Source organism: Tepidiforma flava (assembly GCF_027594505.1).
Taxonomy (GTDB): domain Bacteria; phylum Chloroflexota; class Dehalococcoidia; order Tepidiformales; family Tepidiformaceae; genus Tepidiforma; species Tepidiforma flava.
In genome coordinates this window covers 1,035,620-1,054,165 of record NZ_CP115149.1, presented here as the reverse complement: position 1 = coordinate 1,054,165, position 18,546 = coordinate 1,035,620, and the positions used below count along the sequence as shown (strand labels likewise).

The following is an 18,546-nucleotide window of genomic DNA, read 5'->3' as shown; positions in this document are numbered from 1 at the left end:
GTCACGTCGTCGCCGATCTCCGCCGTCTCGCCGATGACGTCACGCCCATCCCGTGGTCGATGAAGAACCGGCGGCCGATTTTCGCGCCCGGGTGGATCTCGATGCCGGTGAAGAACCGCGCCGCGTGCATGATGCCCCGCGGCAGGAGCGGAACGCCCCGCCGGTGGAGCGCGATGCGCCAGCCGGTGCGCCAGCCGCGCATGGAAGCCGGGATAGAAGAGGGCGACCTCGATCGCCGAGCGCGCCGCCGGGTCGCGCTCCATCAGCCGCGCGGATATCCTCCCGGATGTCGCCGAGCACTCCCATCCGCTCCACCTTACGCGAAGCGGCGCGCGCCCTGCTACCCGCGAAGCGGAGTGCTACGGCCGGCCGGCCCGGTGCAGGCTCTCGGCTGCGGCCAGCGCCGCGCTCCCGCCCGCGCTCCGCTTCGAGCTTCTCCATCTGCATCTGCACGTTCAGCGGGTAGACGCCCGTGAAGCACGCGTTGCAGAGGTCGTTCGGGTCCTGCCCCGTCGCCCGGTTCAGGCCCTCGAGGCTCAGGAAGCCGAGCGAATCGGCGCCGATGTGCTGGCGAATCTCCTGCCCGATCGAATGGTTCGCCGCGATCAGCTCCGCCTTCGTCGCCATATCCACCCCGAGGAAGCAGGGAATCGACACGATCGGCGGCGTCGCCGTGATCCGCATGTGCACTTCCTTCGCGCCCGCCCGCCGCAGCAGCTGGATGACCCGCGGCGTCGTCGTCCCGCGCACGATGCTGTTCCGTCGACGAGCACGACCCGCTTGCCGGCGAGCACATCGCTGAGTGCGTTGAACTTCAGGCTCACGCCCGCTTCCCGGATGCGCTGGTCAGGCTGGATGAACGTCCGCCCCACGTACCGGTTCTTCACGAGTCCGCCTCGCGGATACGGGATGCCCGAGGCGCGCGCATAGCCGATCGCCGCCGGCGTCGCACGAATCCGGCACCCCGATGACGATGTCCGCTTCCACCGGGTGCTCCCGGGCCAGCGTCGTCGCCCATCTCCTCCCGCGCGGGGTAGACGAGCTGGCCGCCGGATGCGGCTGTCCGGCCGTCGCGAAGTAGGTGTATTCGAACGTGCACAGCGCCCGCTTCCGCGCGGGCGCCGCCGGCCGCGCGAAGTAGGTGTATTCGAACGTGCACAGCGCCCGCTTCCGCGCGGGCGCCGCCGGAAGAAGCTCACCGGTCCGTTGGCGTCGATGACGACCACTTCGCCCGGCTGGATCTCCCGCTCCATCGGCACGCCGAGGTGCTCCAGCGCGCACGATTCGGAGGCGACCACCCATCCGCCGTCGAGCCGACCGAGGCAGAGCGGCCGCACACCCATCGGGTCGCGCATCGCGAACAGCCGGTCCTTCGTCATCATCACCACGCTGTAGGCGCCCTCGAGCCGCCGCATCACGTAGTGGAACCGCTCCTCCATCGTCCGGCCGGGCGCAATCGTGAACAGGTGGGCGATGACCTCCGAGTCGGCGGTCGATTCGAACCGGATGCCCTGCGCCTCGAGGTCTTCGCGCAGGATGTCGACGTTCGTCAGGTTGCCGTTGTGGCCCAGCGCAATCGGCTCGCCCGTCTCGCGGTCGTGGACGACGATCGGCTGGGCGTTGCAGGCGAGCGAACCGCCGGCCGTGCTGTAGCGGGTGTGGCCGATGGCGATGTGGCCTTTCAGGTAGGCGAGGTCTTCTTCATCGAAGACCTGCGCGACGAGCCCCATCCCGGTGCGGAGGCTGAAGTCCTCCCCGTTGCTGGCGGCGATGCCGGCGCTTTCCTGGCCCCGGTGCTGGAGGGCGTACAGCCCATAGAACGTCAGCCTTGCAACGTCATCGCCGGGGCTGTACACCCCGAAGACGCCGCAGGCCTCGCGCGGATTATCGCTTTCCGGGAGCAATCCCCTCCGGCCTCCTTGCGGTGACGGCTACCCCCAGTATATCGGCCCTTCCGCTCCGGCGCTGAGGTGGAGGTTGGAGGTTGGAGGTTGGAGGTTGGAGGTTGGAGGTTGGAGGTTGGAGGTTGGAGGTTGGAGGTTGTTCTCCCTCCCTGCTCCCTCCTCCCTTCTCCCGACTCCCGCCTCCCGCCTCCCGCCTCCCGCCTCCCGGTTCCCTTCTCCCGCCTCCCGCTTCCCGCCTCCCGCTTCCCGTATCATTCCCCCTACGTCCAACACCGGAGTTTGAACACACGTGGAGACTTCCCCCCGCAGCGCCGGCTTCGATGCCGCCCGCCTCGACCGCATCACCGCCCACATCGAACGGAACTACATCGAGCCCGGCAAAATCGCCGGCTGCCAGGTCCTCGTCGCCCGCCGCGGCATCCCTGCCTACTTCCGCACCTTCGGCCTCATGGACCGCGAGCGGAACCGCCCCATGCGCGACGACACCATCTTCCGCATCTATTCGATGACGAAGCCCATCACCTCCATCGCCCTCATGCAGCAGTTCGAAGAAGCGCGCTTCATGCTCAACGACCCGGTCGCGCGCTACCTGCCCGGCTGGGAGCGCCTCCGCACCTGGGTCTCCGGCGATGGCGACGAGATGGAAACGAAGGAGCCCGCCCGGCCGGTCACCTTCAAGCACGTCCTCAGCCACACCGCCGGCCTCACCTACGGCGCAACCAACCACCCCGTCGATAAGGCCTACCGCCGCCTCGGCATCCAGCGCGGACCCGGCGAAACCCTCGATACCTTCGTCGAAAAGCTCGGCCGCGCGCCACTCCGCTACGAACCCGGCGAACGGTGGATGTACTCCTTCGCGACCGACGTCTGCGGCGCCCTCGTCGAACGGATCTCCGGCCAGCGGCTCGATGCATACTTCCGCGAGCGCATCTTCGAGCCGCTCGGCATGACCGACACCGCCTTCTTCGTCCCGCCCGAAAAGCAGGAGCGGTTCGCCGCCAACTACCAGCGCCAGCCCGATAAGACGCTCAGGCTCAACGACGACCCCGAGACCAGCAGCTACCTCCGCGAGCCGTCGTTCCTCTCGGGCGGGGGCGGGCTGGTCGGCACCACCCACGACTACTGGCGCTTCTGCGAAATGCTCCGTCGCGGGGGCGAACTCGATGGCGCCCGCATCATCAGCAGCCGCACGCTCGAACTGATGACCCGCAACCACCTGCCCGGCGGCCAGGACCTCACCAGCCTCGCCATCGGCGCCTTCTCGGAAACCGCAAACGAAGGCGTCGGGTTCGGCCTCGGCTTCGCCGTCACCCTCGATGCCGCCCGCGCCGGCACCCTCGGCGAGGGCGACTACTACTGGGGCGGCGCCGCCTCCACCATCTTCTGGGTCGACCCCCGCGAAGACCTCGTCTGCATCTTCATGACCCAGCTCATGCCGTCAGGCACCTTCAACTTCCGCGGCCAGCTCAAGAACCTCATCTACTCCGCCATCGACTGAGCCCCGGGGGCCTGCCCCGGCCCTTCAACCTCCTCCCTCCTCCCTCGGGGTGGGGCCGGGGATGGGCGGCGCTCCCTCCTCCCTCCCCCAAGGTCAATAGATGGTTAACATGACATTGACAACCCACGCGGCACGAACTACGCTCCCGGCATCGCTCTTGGAGGAGAGATACGATGCTGAAGGCGGTACCTCGGCATGGAGTCAGGGAAGCGCGGTCGTGGCTCCAGTGGATCGCCCTGCTCCCGGTTGTCCTGCTCTTCGCGGGCGCTTCACCGGCAGGCGCCGGTCCCGCGACAGTGACGCTGAACGCCGGCGGATGCATCGGGTACGGCCAGTCCTGGCTCAGCTACCCTGCCGGATACACGGGAACCACTGGCTGCAGCGGGAGTTCCCGCTACCTCTCGGGCACTGTGGTGCTTCAGAACGGAACCTCACGCACGCTTGCCGGCGGGTGGTATTCCGGAGACATCGTCTGGGGCAACATCGGCAATCCATCACCGGTAACTGCTGCGGCCGGGACGCATGCCCTGCAGTTCATCACCGCATTCGATGGCTACTACGGCACGAACACCTGGTAACGGAGGGAACGCAGTGCGCCGCATCATCTTCGCGCTTGGCATCTTCTCGGCTGCAGCCGTCGCCGGTACATGGCTGCTCTTCACGGGCGGGTCCCCGGCAGCCGACGCCAGCCCCGGCTCGCTCGACCGGGATGGCCGGGTCGTTGTCTGGCCCGGCCAGGCCGACCTCGCCCGCAGCGAGGGCGACCTCCTCGCCGCAGACCTCCTGTCCGATGGCCGCCTGTCGTTCGAGGAGTACGACCGCGTGACCCGCGAATTCGTCGCCTGCGTCGAGGCCCGGGGCGGCCAGCTGGCGCGGCCCCTGGTCCCCGGCCCCCTCCAGGTGTACGCCATCGAATTCACCTTCCCGCCCCGCGCCGAGGGCGATGCCGGCGCCGTCGCTGCCGCGAGCCAGGCGACGGTCGACGCCTGCGCCTCGCCGACCTACGCCCGCATCAGCGCCATCTGGTCGCAGGCGCACCAGCCGTCGCCGGCGCAGCTGCGTGACGCTCACGTTCAGCTCGTCGGCTGCCTGCGCGCCGAGGGCCTCGAGATTCCCGAAGCCGCCGCAGCCGGCGGCAGCCTCCTCCCCTTCGTTCGGGATAATATGGAGGCCTTTGTCCGCTGCTCCGGGCCCGTGAGCGACGCACTCGGCATGTCCCCCGGCTACTTCGCCGGCACCTGACCCCAGCCCCCGCCGGCCTCCCCGTCCCGAGGGAGGAGGGAGCCCGGCCCCGGCTGCTGCCCGTCCCCGAGGGAGGAGGGAGCCCGGCCCCTCCCGTCTTCCCCACCGAGCGATGAGGGAGCCCCGCCCCGCCCGCCTCCCGGCCCCCAGCGCGGAGGTTGGAGCTTGAAGGTCGAAGCTTGACCGAATAGGAGCACCGGCCACCCCAGCTCCCAGCTCCCAGCTCCCAGCTCCCGGCTCCCTCGGTGGGACAGCGGATGGGCACGCGGGGTTCCCTCCTCCCTCCTCCCTTCTCCCTCGGCGGGGTTGGGCGGCCGGGTGGTGCTCCCTCCTCCCTCGGCGGGGCAGCTGGGCCGGGCGGGGCTCCCTTCTCCCTCCTCCCTTCTCCCTCGGGGCGGGGACAAGGCGGACGTGGGGCCTCCCTCCTCCCTGGGGCGGAAGGGTGAGCGGCGGAGGGGTTCCCTCCTCCCTCCTCCCTTCTCCCTCGGGGCGGGGCCAGGGCGGACCTGGGGCCTCCCTCCTCCCCGCTACCGCGTAATCGCGTCCACCTCCGCCAGCTCGTCCGCCGTCAGCCGCCACGCGGCCGCCGCCACGTTCTGGTCCACCTGCTCCGGCCGCGTCGCACCCGCAATGACGCTCCCCACGTGCGGCTGGCTCGCCAGCCACCCGATGGCGAGGTCCACCATCCCCTTCCCGCGCGCCTGCGCGAAGGCCTCCAGCTTCTCCAGCACCTCGAAGTTCCGGTCGGTCAGCACGCGCGCGGCCATGGGCCCCGCGTTCGCCAGCCGGGTCCCCGCCGGCAGCTCCTCCCCCTTCCGGTACTTCCCCGTCAGGAAGCCGCTCGCCAGCGGGAAGTACGGCAGGATGCTCAGCCCGTAGGCGTTGCAGGCCGGCACCAGCTCCTGTTCGACCCGCCGGTCCAGCAGGTTGTACTCGTTCTGCGCCGAGATGAACGGCGTCACGTTCAGCCGCTGGGCCACGAAGTGCGCCTCCGCCGTCTGCCAGCCCGCGAAGTTCGAATGCCCGATGTACCGCACCTTCCCCTGCCGCACCAGGTCATCCAGCGCCCGCAGCGTCTCCTCGATCGGCGTGTGCGGGTCCGGCCGGTGCACCTGGTAGAGGTCGATGTAGTCCGTATCCAGCCGCCGCAGCGAATCCTCCACCGCCTGCATGATGTACTTCCGCGAGGCGCCCATCCGGTGCGGCCCCTCGCCCATCTTCATCCCGAACTTCGTCGCGATGACCACCTTCTCCCGGTGGCCCTTCAGGATCTTGCCGAGGAACTCCTCCGAGCGGCCGCCCCCGCCGTAGACGTCCGCCGTATCGAAGAGCGTGATGCCGAGGTCGAGCGCGCGGTGCACCACCGCCTTCGATTGCTCGAAATCGCAGCGGATGCCGAAGTTGTTGCAGCCGAGCCCCACGAGCGACACCTCGAGGCCCGAACGGCCAAGATGACGGAACTCCACGGATCGCCTCCCGGGGGTAGTGGTTGTGGCGCGAAGTATACGCGCGCGCCTGCCGCCCGGCGCCGGCCGCAATCGTTCGTGCTACGCTAACGGGATGCTCGAACTCCCCGCCGAACCGGCCCCGGCCCGCGGCCCGTTGGCCTCTCTCCAGCACCAGCAGTTCCGCTGGCTCTTCGCCTCCAACATCGCCTTCTTCTTCGCGATGAACGGCCAGTTCATCGTCCGCTCCGTGCTCGCCTACCGCCTCACCGGCAGCGAATTCGCGCTCGGCCTCATCAACCTCGTCGTCGCCATCCCCATGCTGCTCGTCTCGCCGTTCGGCGGCGTCATCGCCGACCGCGTCGAGAAGCGGCGGCTGATCATGACGGGCCAGGCGGTGCTCGTCGCCTCCGAGCTGGCGGTGTTCGCCCTCCTCGTTCTCGGTCGGCTCGAGTTCTGGCACCTCCTCGCCGTTGTCTTCGTGATGGGCTGCACGTTCCCGTTCATCATGCCGGCGCGGCAGGCAATCGTGGCCAGCATCGTCGGCCGCCAGGGGATGGCGAGCGCCATGGCCCTCCAGATGGGCGGCATGAACGCCGCGCGGGTGGTCGGCCCCGTCTTCGCCGGCCTCATCATCGCCGTCTTCGGGGTCCGCTGGGTCTACGCGATGGCCGTCACCCTCTATGCGCTCGCCTTCTTCGCCATGGCCCACGTGAGCGCATCGCCGCCCGCCGACGGCGCCGGCCGGCGCCCGGTCCTTTCGGAGCTGGTCGGCGGCCTCCGCTACGTCTCGACCGACCCGCCGGTCCGCGCCCTCCTCATCCTCTCCATCATCCCCATCCTCCTCGCAATGCCGTTCCAGGCGCTCCTCGTCGTCTTCGCCGATGACACCTGGCACGTGGGGGCCGGCGGGCTCGGCGTGCTCCAGGCCGCGGCCGGGCTCGGCGGCATCGCGGGCTCGTTCTGGGTCGCCTTCGCCAGCGAATCCCCGCGCAAGCTCCGCCTGATGATGAGCACGCTCCTCGCCTTCGCCGGCAGCCTGCTGCTCTTCTCGCTCAGTCCGTGGTTCCTGCTCGCCATCCCGCTCGTGTTCGCCGCCGATGTCTTCGCCAGCGCCTTCACGACCACCGTGAACACGCTCATCCAGGTGCTCATCCCGGACGAGGTCCGCGGCCGGGTGATGAGCATCATGATGATGACCTTCGGGCTGACGCCGCTCGGCACCGTGCCCGTGAGCGCCCTCGCCGAGGCGCTCGGCGCGCCCGCCGCGGTCGCCATCGCCTCGCTCGTGACGATGGCGCTCTCGCTCGCCATGCTCCTCGCCAGCGGGTCGCTCCGCCGCATCGACGGCACGGTGGCGAACGCCCTCACCGAGGAGCGCGCGGCGCCGTTCGCCCCCGGGCGGGGCGCCGCCCCGGCGCCCGCCGCCGCGTGGAAGGCCGGCAGCGCCCCGGCCGATGCCGGCTAGTCGGCCGCCGGCGGCTGTTCGAACCGCTCGTAGATGAGGTCGGCCTCTTTCGAGAGCAGGTCGCGCACCCCGGCGAGCATCCGCTCGGCATCGTGCCGGATGGCGGGCAGCGCCTGCAGGTCGCCCTCTTCCACCCGGCGCACCTCCACCTGCAGGTCCGCGGCCTCGGCTTCGAGCCGGCGCAGCTGCGCGCCGAGCTGCCGCAGCCGCGGCTGCGTCCACGGCGCGTCCCGCAGGATCTCCGCGTAGAGCCCTTCCGCCCGCTCCACCTCCAGCCGGTGGTCCCGCAGCGCGGCCACGACCTTCGCCAGCTCCTGCCCGACGAGGGCGGCCCAGTCCCGCTCGCGCCCGGGCTGGGGCCGCCGGAGCGCAGCGAGCAGCCCGTCCTGCGCGATGAGCAGGCCCTCGGTCGTCCGGCTGGCGCCGGAGAGCGCGGCCTGCTGGCCTTCGGTCGCCCGGACGTTCCGTTCAGCTGTCATCGCAATCACCTCCGCTCCGCGTTCGAGGCCGTGCGCGGCGCGGCCGTTCTCCCCTCATTGTAAAGGCGCGATGCAACCGCCCCGGGTCAGGGCCGGATGGCGATCGCCGCCGCCCAGAGCAGCGCGTGCCAGAGCGCGAACCGGGCCGTGCCCTTCAGCACCGGGTTCAGCGCCCGGCCGCTGGCGCCCCCGGACACCTGCCGCAGCAGCGGCCACGCGAGCACCCCCGCCGCCGCTGCCGCCGCCGCCCCGGGCGGCGCAGCTCCCGCGACCGTCGCCCCGGCGGGCACCGCCAGCGCCAGCGCCAGCAGGGCGGCGAACCACCAGCGCGTCCCCCGCTCGCCCAGCACCACGCCCAGCGTCGTCTTCCCCGCCCGCCGGTCCGTCGGGATGTCCCGCAGGTTGTTGACCACGAGGATCATCGTGACGGTCGCCCCCACCGGCACCGCCGCCGCGAAGCTGAACCACGTGACCGTCCCGGCCTGCACGTAGTACGTCCCCATCACCGCGACGAGCCCGAAGAAGATGAAGGTGAAGAGGTCGCCCAGCGCGTGGTAGCCGATCGGCCACGGCCCGCCGGTGTAGATGACGGCCGCGGCGATGCTCGCCAGCCCGATGGCCACGACCGGCCAGCCGCCGACCCACGCGAGGTAGAGGCCGGCCAGCGTCGCGAGGCCGAACGCCGCGGCCATCCCCGTCTTCAGCTCGCGCGGCGTCAGCAGGCCGAGCTGGCTCGCCCGCGGCGGCCCGAGCCGCTCCGCCGTGTCGGCCCCCTTCTCGTGGTCGAAGACGTCGTTCGCGAAGTTCGCGCCCACCTGCAGGCAGAGCGCGCCGAAGAGCGCGGCGAGCGCCGGCAGCAGCGCGAACGCGTCGTCGCGGATGGCGAGCGCCGTGCCGACCGCCACGGGCGCGGCTGCCGCCGGCAGCGTGGGCGGCCGCGCGGCCATCCGCCACGCATGCAGCCGGCCCGGCCGGGATGCCGCCGTCGCGGCCGTCATCGCCGCTCCGCCGTGATGGACTGGATCGCGCCCAGCATCGGCCGGCGCTTCCGGATGCGGTGGAAGCCCGCCTCGCGTAGCATCGCGACCATCTCCGCTTCGCCGGGGAGATAGGCCGCCGAGGCCGGCAGGTAGCGGTAGGCGTCGCGGTCCGCCAGCAGGCCGCCGAGGACCGGCACCGCCCGTTCGAAGTAGGCCCGGTGCCCGAGCGCGATGAGCGGATTGCGCGGGCGGTCGACCTCCAGCAGGCCGAGGCGGCCGCCCGGCTCCAGCACGCGCGCCAGCTCGGCCAGCACCGGCGGAATGCTCGCGAAGTTCCGCAGCGCGAACCCCGAGACCGCCGCGGTGAACGCCCCATCCCGGAACGGCAGCCGGAGCGCATCGCCCTGCACCCAGGCCGCCGTCTCGCCCGAGCGCGCCGCCGCCCGCTCCAGCATCCCCCGGCTGAAATCGAGCCCAATCGCGAGCGCGCCGCGCGCCCGGCACAGCTCCGCGAAGTCGCCAGTGCCGCAGGCGAGGTCGAGCACCACATCCGCCGGCGAAATCCCCAGCCGCTCCACGAGCGCCATCCGCCAGCGCTGGTCCGCTCCGAAGGTCATCAGCCGGTTCACCCGGTCGTACGTCGGCGAAATCCGGTCGAACATCGCCCGCACGGCGCGGGCCTTCTCCTCGGGCGGCGGCAGGTGGGTCATCGTCCCGTATTCTCGCAACCCCCGCCCTACCGCGCAGTCAGCCGGGAGTTGGGAGTTGGGAGTTGGGAGTTCCGAGTTGGGAGAAGGGAGAGGGAGAAGGGAGGAGGGAGGAGGGAGCCATCGCCGGGCGGCGATTCGGCCGCGGGTTGACGGGCCCCGCGCCGGAGCGACGTCCCCTCCCGCCTCCCAACTCCCGTCGTCGCGGGGCTCCGTCCCCGCGGAGGGCCGGGAAGCCCACCCCCACGTTCGAAATCGAGCGCCCTCCCAACTCCCCACTCCGAACTCCCGCTTCCCTCCTCCCACCTACCAGCTCACACCTCCCGCTCCCCGCTTCCCGCCTCCCGCTTCCCGGTTCCCGCCTCCCGCCTCCCGCTTCCCGGTTCCCGCCTCCCGCCTCCCGCTTCCCGGTTCCCGCCTCCCGCCTCCCGCCTCCCGCTTCCCGCTTCCCGATTCCCGCTTCCCGCTTCCCGCCTCCCGCTTCCCGCCTTTCCCTCCCCTTGCCCTCCCCTGCCCCCGAAGGTATCGTTTGTGTGCTTCTTCACGACCGCACGGGCCCGGGCCCCTCGCGAGCCCGTGCCCGTCGCACAAGCCCTGGGAGCCCGCGCCGCCGATGAGTGCAGCAGCCACCTCGCCTTGCCCTGCCCCGGCACGTCGCATCGTGGCCTTGCTCCCCCGCATCCGGTGCGCCCTATGAGCTTCTACGACCAGTGGTCCGCCATCCTCATCGCCGCCATCGCCGGCTTCATCCTCGTCTTCACCGCCCTCATCGCCACGCGCATCCTCGCCCCCTTCGCCCGCGAGCGCGCCAAGGGCATCTCCTACGAATGCGGCATGCTCCCTATCGGCCGCAACTGGGCGCAGGTCCACGTCCGCTACTACCTCATCGCCATCGTCTTCCTCCTCTTCGACGTCGAAACCGTCTTCATCTTCCCGTGGGCGATCACCTACCTCTCGCTCGCTGAATTCATCTTCTGGCAGATGATCCTCTTCATCGCCATCCTCAGCCTCGGCCTCGTCTACGCCTGGAAACGCGGCGTCCTGGAGTGGAAATGAGCGAAGCGACCGTCCCGCCCTACGTCCCCGATTACGGCGCCGAACCCGAACGGCTCCGGCCCGTCGAACTGCCGCAGGCGCGCGCCGCCTACCGCATCGTCCTCCCCGGCGTCATCCAGACCGGCGCCGACCTCGTCCTCGCTGTCAGCCGCAAAAGCTCCCTCTGGCCGATGACCTTCGGCCTCGCCTGCTGCGCCATCGAGATGATCGGCACCTTCATGGCGAACCACGACCTCGACCGCTTCGGCATCGTCCCCTGGCCCAGCCCCCGCCAGAGCGACGTCATGATCGTCTCCGGCACCGTCACCAAGAAGATGGCCCCCGCCATCAAGCTCCTCTACGAGCAGATGCCGAATCCGAAGTACGTCATCTCCATGGGCGCCTGCGCCACCAACGGCGGCCCCTACACCGAATACGACCGCGTCCTCCAGGGCGTCGACAAGATCATCCCGGTCGATGTCTACGTGCCCGGCTGCCCGCCGCGGCCCGAATCCCTCCTCGACGGCTTCCTGCGCCTGCAGGAAAAGATCATGGAAGACAGGCGGATGGTCGGATGAGCAAAACCCTCGCCCCCAAGCCCATCGACCAGGTCGTCAAACTCCTCGAGCAGCGGTTTGGCAAGCTCCCCGTCGCCATCAACCAGACGGCTACCGACGCCAACATCGATTGCCCGCCCGAGCACTTCCGCGCAGTCGTCGAAGAGCTGAAGAACCACCGCGACCTCGCGTTCGACTTCCTCCGCAACATCGTCGGCATCGACATGCTCGAGGAAGGGCTCGCCTGCAAATACCAGTTCTTCTCCTACAAGAACCGGCAGGCGGTGCAGGTCACCGTCCTCACCCCGCCGGGCAACCCCCACATCCCGAGCATCACCGACCTCTACCCCGCCGCCAACTGGCACGAGCGCGAAGCCGCCGAAATGGTCGGCCTCATCTTCGACGGCCACCCCAACCTCAAGAACCTCCTCCTCGATGAGGACGTCCGCATCCACCCGCTCCTGAAGGCCCACCCGCTCCAGAAAGCCGAGATCCTGCAGGGCATCGAAGACACCACCCCGGGGTTCACCTTCTGATGCCCGCCACCCGCCGAGCCAGCCTGAGGTACGCCGCATGAGCATCTGGCCCGAAGAGCGCGTCCACGCCCTCGCCGACGACGGCTTCGAAACCGTCGACATGACCATCAACGTCGGGCCCCAGCACCCGGCCACCCACGGCGTCTTCCGCATGGTCCTCACCGTCGACGGCGAAAAGGTCGTCGATTGCGAACCCTACATCGGCTACCTCCACCGCGGCCTCGAGAAACTCACCGAAAACCACGACTACCGCCAGGCCATGGGCTGGTGGGACCGCACCGACTACCTCGCCGGCATGGCCTGCGAAATGGCCTACTGCATGGCCGTCGAAAAGCTCGGCAACATCAGCGTCCCTCTCCGCGCGGAGTACATCCGCGTCATGATGGTCGAGCTCTCCCGCATCCTCTCCCACTTCATGTTCTTCGGCGCGTTCGGCGCCGACGTCGGTTCCTTCGGCACCTCCTTCATCTACGGCTGGCGCGAACGCGAACGCATCTACGACTTCTTCGAAGAAGTCGCCGGCGACCGCATGTTCCCCACCTACTTCCGCCCCGGCGGCGTCCAGATGGACCTGCCCGAGAACTACCAGGACCGCGTCCGCTGGCTCCTCGGCTCCATCCGCCAGGGCCTCGAAGACTTCGACGGCCTCCTCGTCGGCAACGAAATCTTCGTCGAACGCTGCCGCGGCCTCTCCCCCGTCACCCCCGAACAGGCGATCGCCTGGGGCCTCACCGGCCCCTGCCTCCGCGCCACCGGCTACAAGTTCGACCTCCGCAAGGACGAACCCTACAGCGTCTACCCCAACCTCAAGTTCGATATCCCCACCGGCGCCAACGGCGACGTCTTCGACCGCTTCATGGTCCGCATGGCCGAGGCCTGGCAGAGCACGCTCATCGTCGAGCAGTGCCTCGATGCCCTCTCCCAGATGGAGGGCGAACTCGTCCTCAACCCCGACCTCCCCAAGACCCTCCGCATCGACAGCGGCGAATGCTACGTCCGCACCGAGGGCACCAAGGGCGAATACGGCGTGTACGCCCTCGCGAAGGGCGGCAACAAGCCGTACCGCATGAAGCTCCGCTCGCCCTCCTTCTGCAACCTCTCCGCCCTCCGCGAGATGGTCATCGGCACCTACGTCGCCGACGCCATCATCATCCTCGGCTCCCTCGATATCGTCCTCGGCGAGGTCGACAAATGATGCTCTTTGCCGATCCCCTGTTCGGGCTCCCCAGCTGGATCGACGCCATCATCCGCATCGTCATCGTCGTCCTCGTGATGACGGTGTTCGTCATCTACAGCACCTACGGCGAACGGAAGCTCGTCGCCCGCTTCCAGCAGCGCCTCGGCCCGATGCGGACCGGCCCGTGGGGCCTCTGGCAGGGCTTCGCCGACGCCATCAAGCTCGTCGGCAAAGAGGACATCCGGCCGAAGAACGCCGACCGCTGGGTGTTCGAACTCGCCCCCTACGCCACCTTCATCCCCGTCCTCCTCACGCTCATGGTGCTGCCCTTCGCCGAGAACTGGGGCGTCCGCAACCTCGCCCTCGGCGTCTTCTTCGTCTTCGCCGTCCTCGGCCTCAACATCGTCGGCATCCTCATGGCGGGCCTCGGCTCGGGCAACAAGTACGCCCTCCTCGGCGCCGTCCGCGCCGCCGCCCAGATGATCAGCTACGAAATCCCGCTCGTCGTCTCCCTCCTCTGCGTCGTCATGATCACCGGCGCCGATACGGGCAACGGCGTCGGCACCCTCAACCTCAACACCATCGCCGCCCTCCAGGAAGACCGGCCCTACATCGTCCTCCAGCCGCTCGCCTTCCTCATCTTCTTCACGGCGATGCTCTCCGAGCTCCACCGCGCGCCGTTCGATATCCCCGTCGCCGAATCCGAAATCGTCGGCGGCTACTTCGTCGAGTACTCCGGCATCCGCTGGAGCATGTTCCAGCTCACCGAATACGCCTCGATGTGGGGCTTCGCGGTGTTCGGCTCCGTCGTCTTCCTCGGCGGCTGGGCCTGGCCGTTCGGCGTCGATAGCCACTGGGCGCTCCAGCTCGCCACCACCTTCACGAAGGCCCTCGCCATCGTCGTCGTCATCATCTGGATCCGCACCACCGTGCCCCGCCTCCGCATCGACCAGCTCATGAACTTCAGCTGGAAGGTGCTCCTCGAACTCTCCTTCCTCCAGCTCATCGTCAACGGCATCATCCTCTACTACGACTGGCCGCAGGAACTCCTCGCCCTCACCAGCGCGGTCGGCGCCGGCTTCCTCATCTTCCTCATCATCCGGCACGCCTCCGCCCGCTCCACTAAGGGCCTCCTCGGCACCTACCGCACCCTCGGAGCGTCGTCGTCATGAAAGGCATCCTCAAAGGCCTCGGCGTCACCTTCTCGACCTTCCTCCGGAAGCCCGTCACCGTCGAATACCCCGACGACCGCAAGGCCCTCCCCGTCCGCCAGCGCTCCTTCCCCGTCCTCGTCTGGGACTTCGACCACGACGAGCCGTTCTGCACCGGCTGCAACGTCTGCGTCCGCAACTGCCCCGTCGACTGCATGACGGCCGTCATGATGGACAACCCGAAGTACGCCGAGGGCACCAGCAACCGCCGCAAGATCGTCGAAAAGTTCTGGATCGACTACGCGCGCTGCATGCGCTGCAACATCTGCGTCGAAGTCTGCCCCTTCGAAGCCATCGTCATGGACAACACGTGGAGCGGCCACGAGCACGCCGTCTACGACCGGCGCGACCTCCACATGGACATCGACGAGCTGACGAAGGTCTCCCGCTCCGGCCAGCTCGCCCGGCCGTTCCGCCCGCAGGACAACATCGAGGCGCTCGAGCGCAAAGCCAAAGGCGAAGAGCCGCCGCCGCCCTCGTTCGTCGGCGCCCGGCCCGAAGACCGCCAGCGCCAGCTCGAACGCATCGCCCGCGGCGAACCGGCCGCCATCCAGGAGCGCGAGCCCGAAAAACCGAAAGCCGCCGCAGCCGCCGCCGGCGCTGCCGCAGCAGGCGCAGCCGCCGCCGGCGAAGGCGAAGTCCTCTCCGAATCGAAAATCCGCGCCAAGCGGATGCGCGCCGAGCGCGAGGCGAAAGCCTACCTCGACCGCGGCGAACCGGTCCCGCAGGAGATCCTCGACCGCATCGAGTACTACAAGAATCTGAAGCCGGGCCAGGCCGCCCCTGCGCCCGGGGCCGCCGGCGCGCCCGCCGGCGAAGTCCTCTCCGGCACCAACCCGGATGGCACCATGCGCTTCCCGCCCGGGGTCGGCACGGGCCCGAAGGGCGACCCGAACAGCTACGAAAAAGTGCGCGCCCGCCGGATGCGCGCTGAGCGCCAGTTCAAAGAGCTGACCGAGAAGGGCGAACCGATCCCCGACGAGCTCGCAAAGACGCTCTACGAGCTGGGCAGCGACCTCGCGCCCGGCGGCAGCATCTGGCAAACCCTCGCCGGCCAGGGCGGCGGCGGCGCCGGGGCTGCCGCGGCGCCCCTCTCCGGGACGAACCCGGACGGCACCATGCGCTTCCCGCCTGGCGTGGGCACGGGCCCGAAGGGCGACCCGAACAGCTACGAAAAAGTGCGCGCCCGCCGGATGCGCGCCGAGCGCCAGTTCAAAGAGCTGACCGAGAAGGGTGAACCGATCCCGGACGAGCTCGCAAAGACGCTCTACGAGCTGGGGAGCGACCTTGCGCCCGGCGGCAGCATCTGGCAAACCCTCGCCGCCCAGGGCGGCGGGAGCGCGGCGCCCGCCGCGGGCGGCGGCGGCGCGAAAGGCGGCGCTTGGACGCCCCCGCCCGGCGTGGGCACCGGCCCGAAGGGCGACCCGAACAGCTTCGAAAAGGTCCGCGCCCGCCGCATGCGCGCTGAGCGCCGCGCCCGCGAAGCGCTCGCGAAGGGCGAACCCATCCCCGAGGACGTCATCCAGACGATCAAAGAGCTGGGCGGCACCCTGCCGGAGGGCATCGAGTAATGGCGACCGAAGTCATCTGGTGGATCTTCGCCCTCGGCATCATCGCCCTCTCCGCGGGCGTCGTCTTCTCCCGCTCCGTCATCCACTCCGCGATCTTCCTCATCGGCAGCCTCGCGGGCGTCGGCGTGATGTTCGTCATCCTCACCGTCGAGTTCCTCGCCCTCACGCAGTTCCTCATCTACGGCGGCGCCGTCACCGTGCTCGTCCTGCTCGCGCTGATGCTCACGCGGGCCGACCCGAGCGGCCGCGCCGAGAAGGTGAACGGCCCGCAGGCGCCCTTCGCCCTGCTTGCCGGCATCGGCGTCGCCGCCGTCCTGCTCGTCGCTGCCCTCAGCACCGAATGGGCCGGCAACACCGAATCGCCGACCAACATCGCCATCGAAGCCATCAGCCAGCGGCTCTTCGAGGACTTCGGGCTTCCCTTCATCCTCGCCTCCGTCCTCTTGCTGGTAGCCCTCGTTGGGGCCATCATCGTCGCTCGGCAAGAGGAGGGCGAGTAGACCGATGGTGCCGCTGGAAAACTACCTCGCCCTCAGCGCAATCGTCTTCGCTCTCGGCGTCTACGGCGTCCTCGCCCGGCGCAACGCCGTGATGATCCTCATGAGCGTCGAGCTCATGCTCAACGCGGTGAACATCAACTTCGTCGCGTTCGCCGCCTACCTCGACCCCGGTCGCATCGTCGGCGCCATCTTCGCCGTCTTCATCATCACCGTCGCCGCTGCCGAAGTCGGCCTCGCGCTCGCCATCGTCATCCGGCTCTTCCGGAACCGCGCGACCGCGAACGTCGACGAAGCAGCGACCATGAAGTGGTAAAAGGGGCCAGGACAACGCATGGGAGCTGAACAGGCCTGGGTGCTCGCCGCTATCCCGGCGGGCGTGTTTCTGGTGCTCGCGCTCTTCGGACGCGCCCTTCCGCGCGGCGGCGATTACCTCGGCGTCGCCGCCATCGCGTCGTCCTTCATCCTCTTCTTCGTCGTCCTCGCCGACTTCCTCGATACGCCCGGCAAGCTCGGCCCCGTCGTCAACGACATCCAGTGGTCGAAAATCGGCGACACCTTCGACCTCCGCATGGGCATCTATGTCGACCCCATCACCATCGTGATGTTCGCGGTCGTCGTCACCGTCGCCCTGATGGTGAACATCTTCTCCATCGGCTACATGAAGGGTGAGCCGCGCTACCACTGGTTCTTCGCCGTCCTCCAGCTCTTCGCAGCCTCCATGCTCATGCTGGTGATGGCCGACAACCTCCTCCTGCTCTACATCTCCTGGGAGCTCGTCGGCGTCTGCTCCTTCCTCCTCATCGGCTTCTACTGGGAGAAGCGCTCCGCCACCGAAGCCGCCAAGAAAGCCTTCATCACCACGCGGATCGGCGACGTCGGCCTCCTCATCGGCATCATCCTGCTCTGGCGCGCAGGCGGCACCTTCAACATCCAGGAGCTCATCCACCTCGCCGAAGAGGGCCACTTCAGCCAGCCCTACCTCTTCACCGCCCTGGCCTTCATCTTCATCGGCTGCATGGGCAAGAGCGCCCAGGTCCCCTTCCACGTCTGGCTCCCGGACGCGATGGAAGGCCCGACGCCCGTCTCCGCCCTCATCCACGCCGCCACCATGGTCGTCGCCGGCGTCTACCTCACCGCCCGGCTCCTGCCCATGTTCGAAGTCGCCGACGGCATGCTCCTCACCGTCACCATCGTCGGCCTCATCACCGCCCTGCTCACCGGCTTCATCGCCCTCGCCCAGACGGACATCAAGAAGGTCCTCGCCTACTCGACCGTCGGCCAGCTCGGCTTCATGTTCATCGCCCTCGGCGCCGGCGAGCCGGCCGTCGCGATGTTCCACCTGATGACGCACGCCTTCTTCAAGGCCCTCCTCTTCCTCGGCGCGGGCTCCGTCATCATCGGCACCCACCACAACCAGGAGATGGACCGCCTCGGCGGCCTCTGGAAGAAGATGCCGATCACGGGCACCACCTTCCTCATCGGTTCGCTCGCGCTTGCCGGCCTCCCGCCCCTCGCCGGCTTCTGGTCGAAGGACGAAATCTTCGTGGCGCTCGAGCACAAGTGGGGCGCCTGGGCCGTCATCCTCCTCGGCATCAGCGCCGTCACGACCGCCTTCTACACCACCCGCCTCTTCATCCGCACCTTCATGGGCAAGCCGGCGGACACCCACGTCTACGAGCACACCCGCGAAACCCCGCCCGTCATGACGGGCGCGCTCGTCTTCCTCGCCTTCCTCGCCATCACCAGCGGCTTCGTCGTCTTCCACGAGGTCGGCAAAGCGCTCGGCTTCCCCGGCGGCATCACCGAATTCATCTTCCTGCCGCACCACGGCCCGCACGAATACGAGCTGAAGTGGGGCTTCGCCGCGGCCTCGCTCGCCATGGCCGTCGTGGGCATCTTCTCCGCCGCCTGGATGTACTGGGGGAACGACCTCCGCCGGGCCACGGCCCTCGCCAACTGGCAGCCCGGCCTCTACGACATGCTCCGCCGCAAGTTCTACTTCGATGAGCTCTACCAGGGCATGATCGACCGCGGCGTCCTCGGCTTCAGCTACATCGTCTCGTGGTTCGACCGCTACGTCGTCAACGACACCGGCGTCGATGGCTCGGCGCAAATCACCGGCTTCACCGGCGGTGTTCTCAAATATCTCCAGACCGGCCGCGTCCCGAACTATGCCATGGCCGTCGCCCTCGGCGTCATCGGGCTCGCTCTCGCCGGGCTGGTGGTGAGGGGCTAA

At 69.1% G+C, this 18,546-nt stretch carries 19 protein-coding genes and 1 pseudogene; 14 read left to right on the top strand and 6 right to left on the bottom strand.

The features are described 5' to 3' along the window. Position 1 precedes the first annotated feature (1 nt). A complete protein-coding gene (locus tag O0235_RS15710; RefSeq protein WP_373324461.1) occupies positions 2 to 202 on the bottom strand; it encodes a hypothetical protein in 201 nt (66 codons plus the stop codon). A gap of 230 nt (positions 203 to 432) precedes the next feature. Next, a pseudogene (locus tag O0235_RS06240) lies at positions 433 to 1,904 on the bottom strand (amidophosphoribosyltransferase); the annotation flags it as partial. A gap of 73 nt (positions 1,905 to 1,977) precedes the next feature. Here O0235_RS06240 and O0235_RS06235 point away from each other — a divergent pair. The 4 genes from O0235_RS06235 (at position 1,978) to O0235_RS06220 (ending at position 4,644) form a co-directional block, all read left to right on the top strand. Beyond that, positions 1,978 to 2,187: a hypothetical protein gene (locus tag O0235_RS06235; RefSeq protein WP_270057678.1), complete on the top strand. Its 210-nt coding sequence runs from the start codon at positions 1,978 to 1,980 to the stop codon at positions 2,185 to 2,187. 6 nt (positions 2,188 to 2,193) lie between these two features. Continuing rightward, positions 2,194 to 3,402, top strand: coding sequence for a serine hydrolase domain-containing protein (locus O0235_RS06230; protein WP_270057677.1), 1,209 nt, complete (start codon positions 2,194 to 2,196; stop codon positions 3,400 to 3,402). A gap of 413 nt (positions 3,403 to 3,815) precedes the next feature. Then, positions 3,816 to 3,980 carry a hypothetical protein gene (locus tag O0235_RS06225; protein ID WP_270057676.1) on the top strand — a complete coding sequence of 55 codons (165 nt, stop codon included), beginning with the start codon at positions 3,816 to 3,818 and terminating at the stop codon, positions 3,978 to 3,980. A 13-nt stretch (positions 3,981 to 3,993) separates the two neighbouring features. Then, a complete protein-coding gene (locus O0235_RS06220; RefSeq protein ID WP_158066980.1) occupies positions 3,994 to 4,644 on the top strand; it encodes a hypothetical protein in 651 nt (216 codons plus the stop codon). A 527-nt stretch (positions 4,645 to 5,171) separates the two neighbouring features. Here O0235_RS06220 and O0235_RS06215 read toward each other — a convergent pair. Further along, complete coding sequence (locus O0235_RS06215) at positions 5,172 to 6,110, bottom strand: aldo/keto reductase (protein ID WP_270057675.1); 939 nt, start codon at positions 6,108 to 6,110, stop codon at positions 5,172 to 5,174. A gap of 94 nt (positions 6,111 to 6,204) precedes the next feature. On the opposite strand from O0235_RS06215, the gene O0235_RS06210 reads away from it, so the two are divergent. Continuing rightward, positions 6,205 to 7,557 carry an MFS transporter gene (locus O0235_RS06210; RefSeq protein ID WP_270057674.1) on the top strand — a complete coding sequence of 451 codons (1,353 nt, stop codon included), beginning with the start codon at positions 6,205 to 6,207 and terminating at the stop codon, positions 7,555 to 7,557. Here the strand turns inward: O0235_RS06210 and O0235_RS06205 are convergent. The 3 genes from O0235_RS06205 to O0235_RS06195 form a co-directional block, all read right to left on the bottom strand. Beyond that, positions 7,554 to 8,036 (bottom strand): hypothetical protein, encoded by a 483-nt coding sequence (locus tag O0235_RS06205; RefSeq protein WP_270057673.1) that lies wholly within the window; start codon positions 8,034 to 8,036, stop codon positions 7,554 to 7,556. The genes O0235_RS06210 and O0235_RS06205 overlap by 4 nt on opposite strands. Before the next feature lie 86 nt (positions 8,037 to 8,122). Further along, positions 8,123 to 9,034 carry a 1,4-dihydroxy-2-naphthoate polyprenyltransferase gene (locus O0235_RS06200; protein ID WP_270057672.1) on the bottom strand — a complete coding sequence of 304 codons (912 nt, stop codon included), beginning with the start codon at positions 9,032 to 9,034 and terminating at the stop codon, positions 8,123 to 8,125. After that, complete coding sequence (locus O0235_RS06195; protein ID WP_270057671.1) at positions 9,031 to 9,726, bottom strand: ubiquinone/menaquinone biosynthesis methyltransferase; 696 nt, start codon at positions 9,724 to 9,726, stop codon at positions 9,031 to 9,033. Before O0235_RS06195 ends, O0235_RS06200 begins: the two co-directional genes overlap by 4 nt. 690 nt (positions 9,727 to 10,416) lie before the next feature. Here O0235_RS06195 and O0235_RS06190 point away from each other — a divergent pair. From O0235_RS06190 to nuoL, 9 genes are read left to right on the top strand one after another with little or no spacing between them, the layout of a single operon-like run. Next, on the top strand, positions 10,417 to 10,779 hold the full coding sequence (locus tag O0235_RS06190) for an NADH-quinone oxidoreductase subunit A (RefSeq protein ID WP_270057670.1): 363 nt from the start codon (positions 10,417 to 10,419) through the stop codon (positions 10,777 to 10,779). After that, positions 10,776 to 11,336 carry an NADH-quinone oxidoreductase subunit B gene (locus O0235_RS06185; RefSeq protein WP_270057669.1) on the top strand — a complete coding sequence of 187 codons (561 nt, stop codon included), beginning with the start codon at positions 10,776 to 10,778 and terminating at the stop codon, positions 11,334 to 11,336. Before O0235_RS06190 ends, O0235_RS06185 begins: the two co-directional genes overlap by 4 nt. After that, a complete protein-coding gene (locus O0235_RS06180; RefSeq protein WP_270057668.1) occupies positions 11,333 to 11,851 on the top strand; it encodes an NADH-quinone oxidoreductase subunit C in 519 nt (172 codons plus the stop codon). Before O0235_RS06185 ends, O0235_RS06180 begins: the two co-directional genes overlap by 4 nt. A gap of 37 nt (positions 11,852 to 11,888) precedes the next feature. After that, positions 11,889 to 13,046, top strand: coding sequence for an NADH-quinone oxidoreductase subunit D (locus O0235_RS06175; protein ID WP_270057667.1), 1,158 nt, complete (start codon positions 11,889 to 11,891; stop codon positions 13,044 to 13,046). Beyond that, a complete protein-coding gene (gene nuoH / locus O0235_RS06170; protein WP_270057666.1) occupies positions 13,043 to 14,200 on the top strand; it encodes an NADH-quinone oxidoreductase subunit NuoH in 1,158 nt (385 codons plus the stop codon). The genes O0235_RS06175 and nuoH overlap by 4 nt, the downstream gene beginning before the upstream one ends. Next, on the top strand, positions 14,197 to 15,810 hold the full coding sequence (locus O0235_RS06165; protein ID WP_270057665.1) for a NuoI/complex I 23 kDa subunit family protein: 1,614 nt from the start codon (positions 14,197 to 14,199) through the stop codon (positions 15,808 to 15,810). The genes nuoH and O0235_RS06165 overlap by 4 nt, the downstream gene beginning before the upstream one ends. Then, positions 15,810 to 16,310 (top strand): NADH-quinone oxidoreductase subunit J family protein, encoded by a 501-nt coding sequence (locus tag O0235_RS06160; RefSeq protein WP_270057664.1) that lies wholly within the window; start codon positions 15,810 to 15,812, stop codon positions 16,308 to 16,310. Before O0235_RS06165 ends, O0235_RS06160 begins: the two co-directional genes overlap by 1 nt. A 4-nt stretch (positions 16,311 to 16,314) precedes the next feature. Continuing rightward, positions 16,315 to 16,623 carry an NADH-quinone oxidoreductase subunit NuoK gene (gene nuoK, locus O0235_RS06155; protein WP_270057663.1) on the top strand — a complete coding sequence of 103 codons (309 nt, stop codon included), beginning with the start codon at positions 16,315 to 16,317 and terminating at the stop codon, positions 16,621 to 16,623. An 18-nt stretch (positions 16,624 to 16,641) separates the two neighbouring features. Further along, on the top strand, positions 16,642 to 18,546 hold the full coding sequence (gene nuoL, locus O0235_RS06150; protein WP_270057662.1) for an NADH-quinone oxidoreductase subunit L: 1,905 nt from the start codon (positions 16,642 to 16,644) through the stop codon (positions 18,544 to 18,546).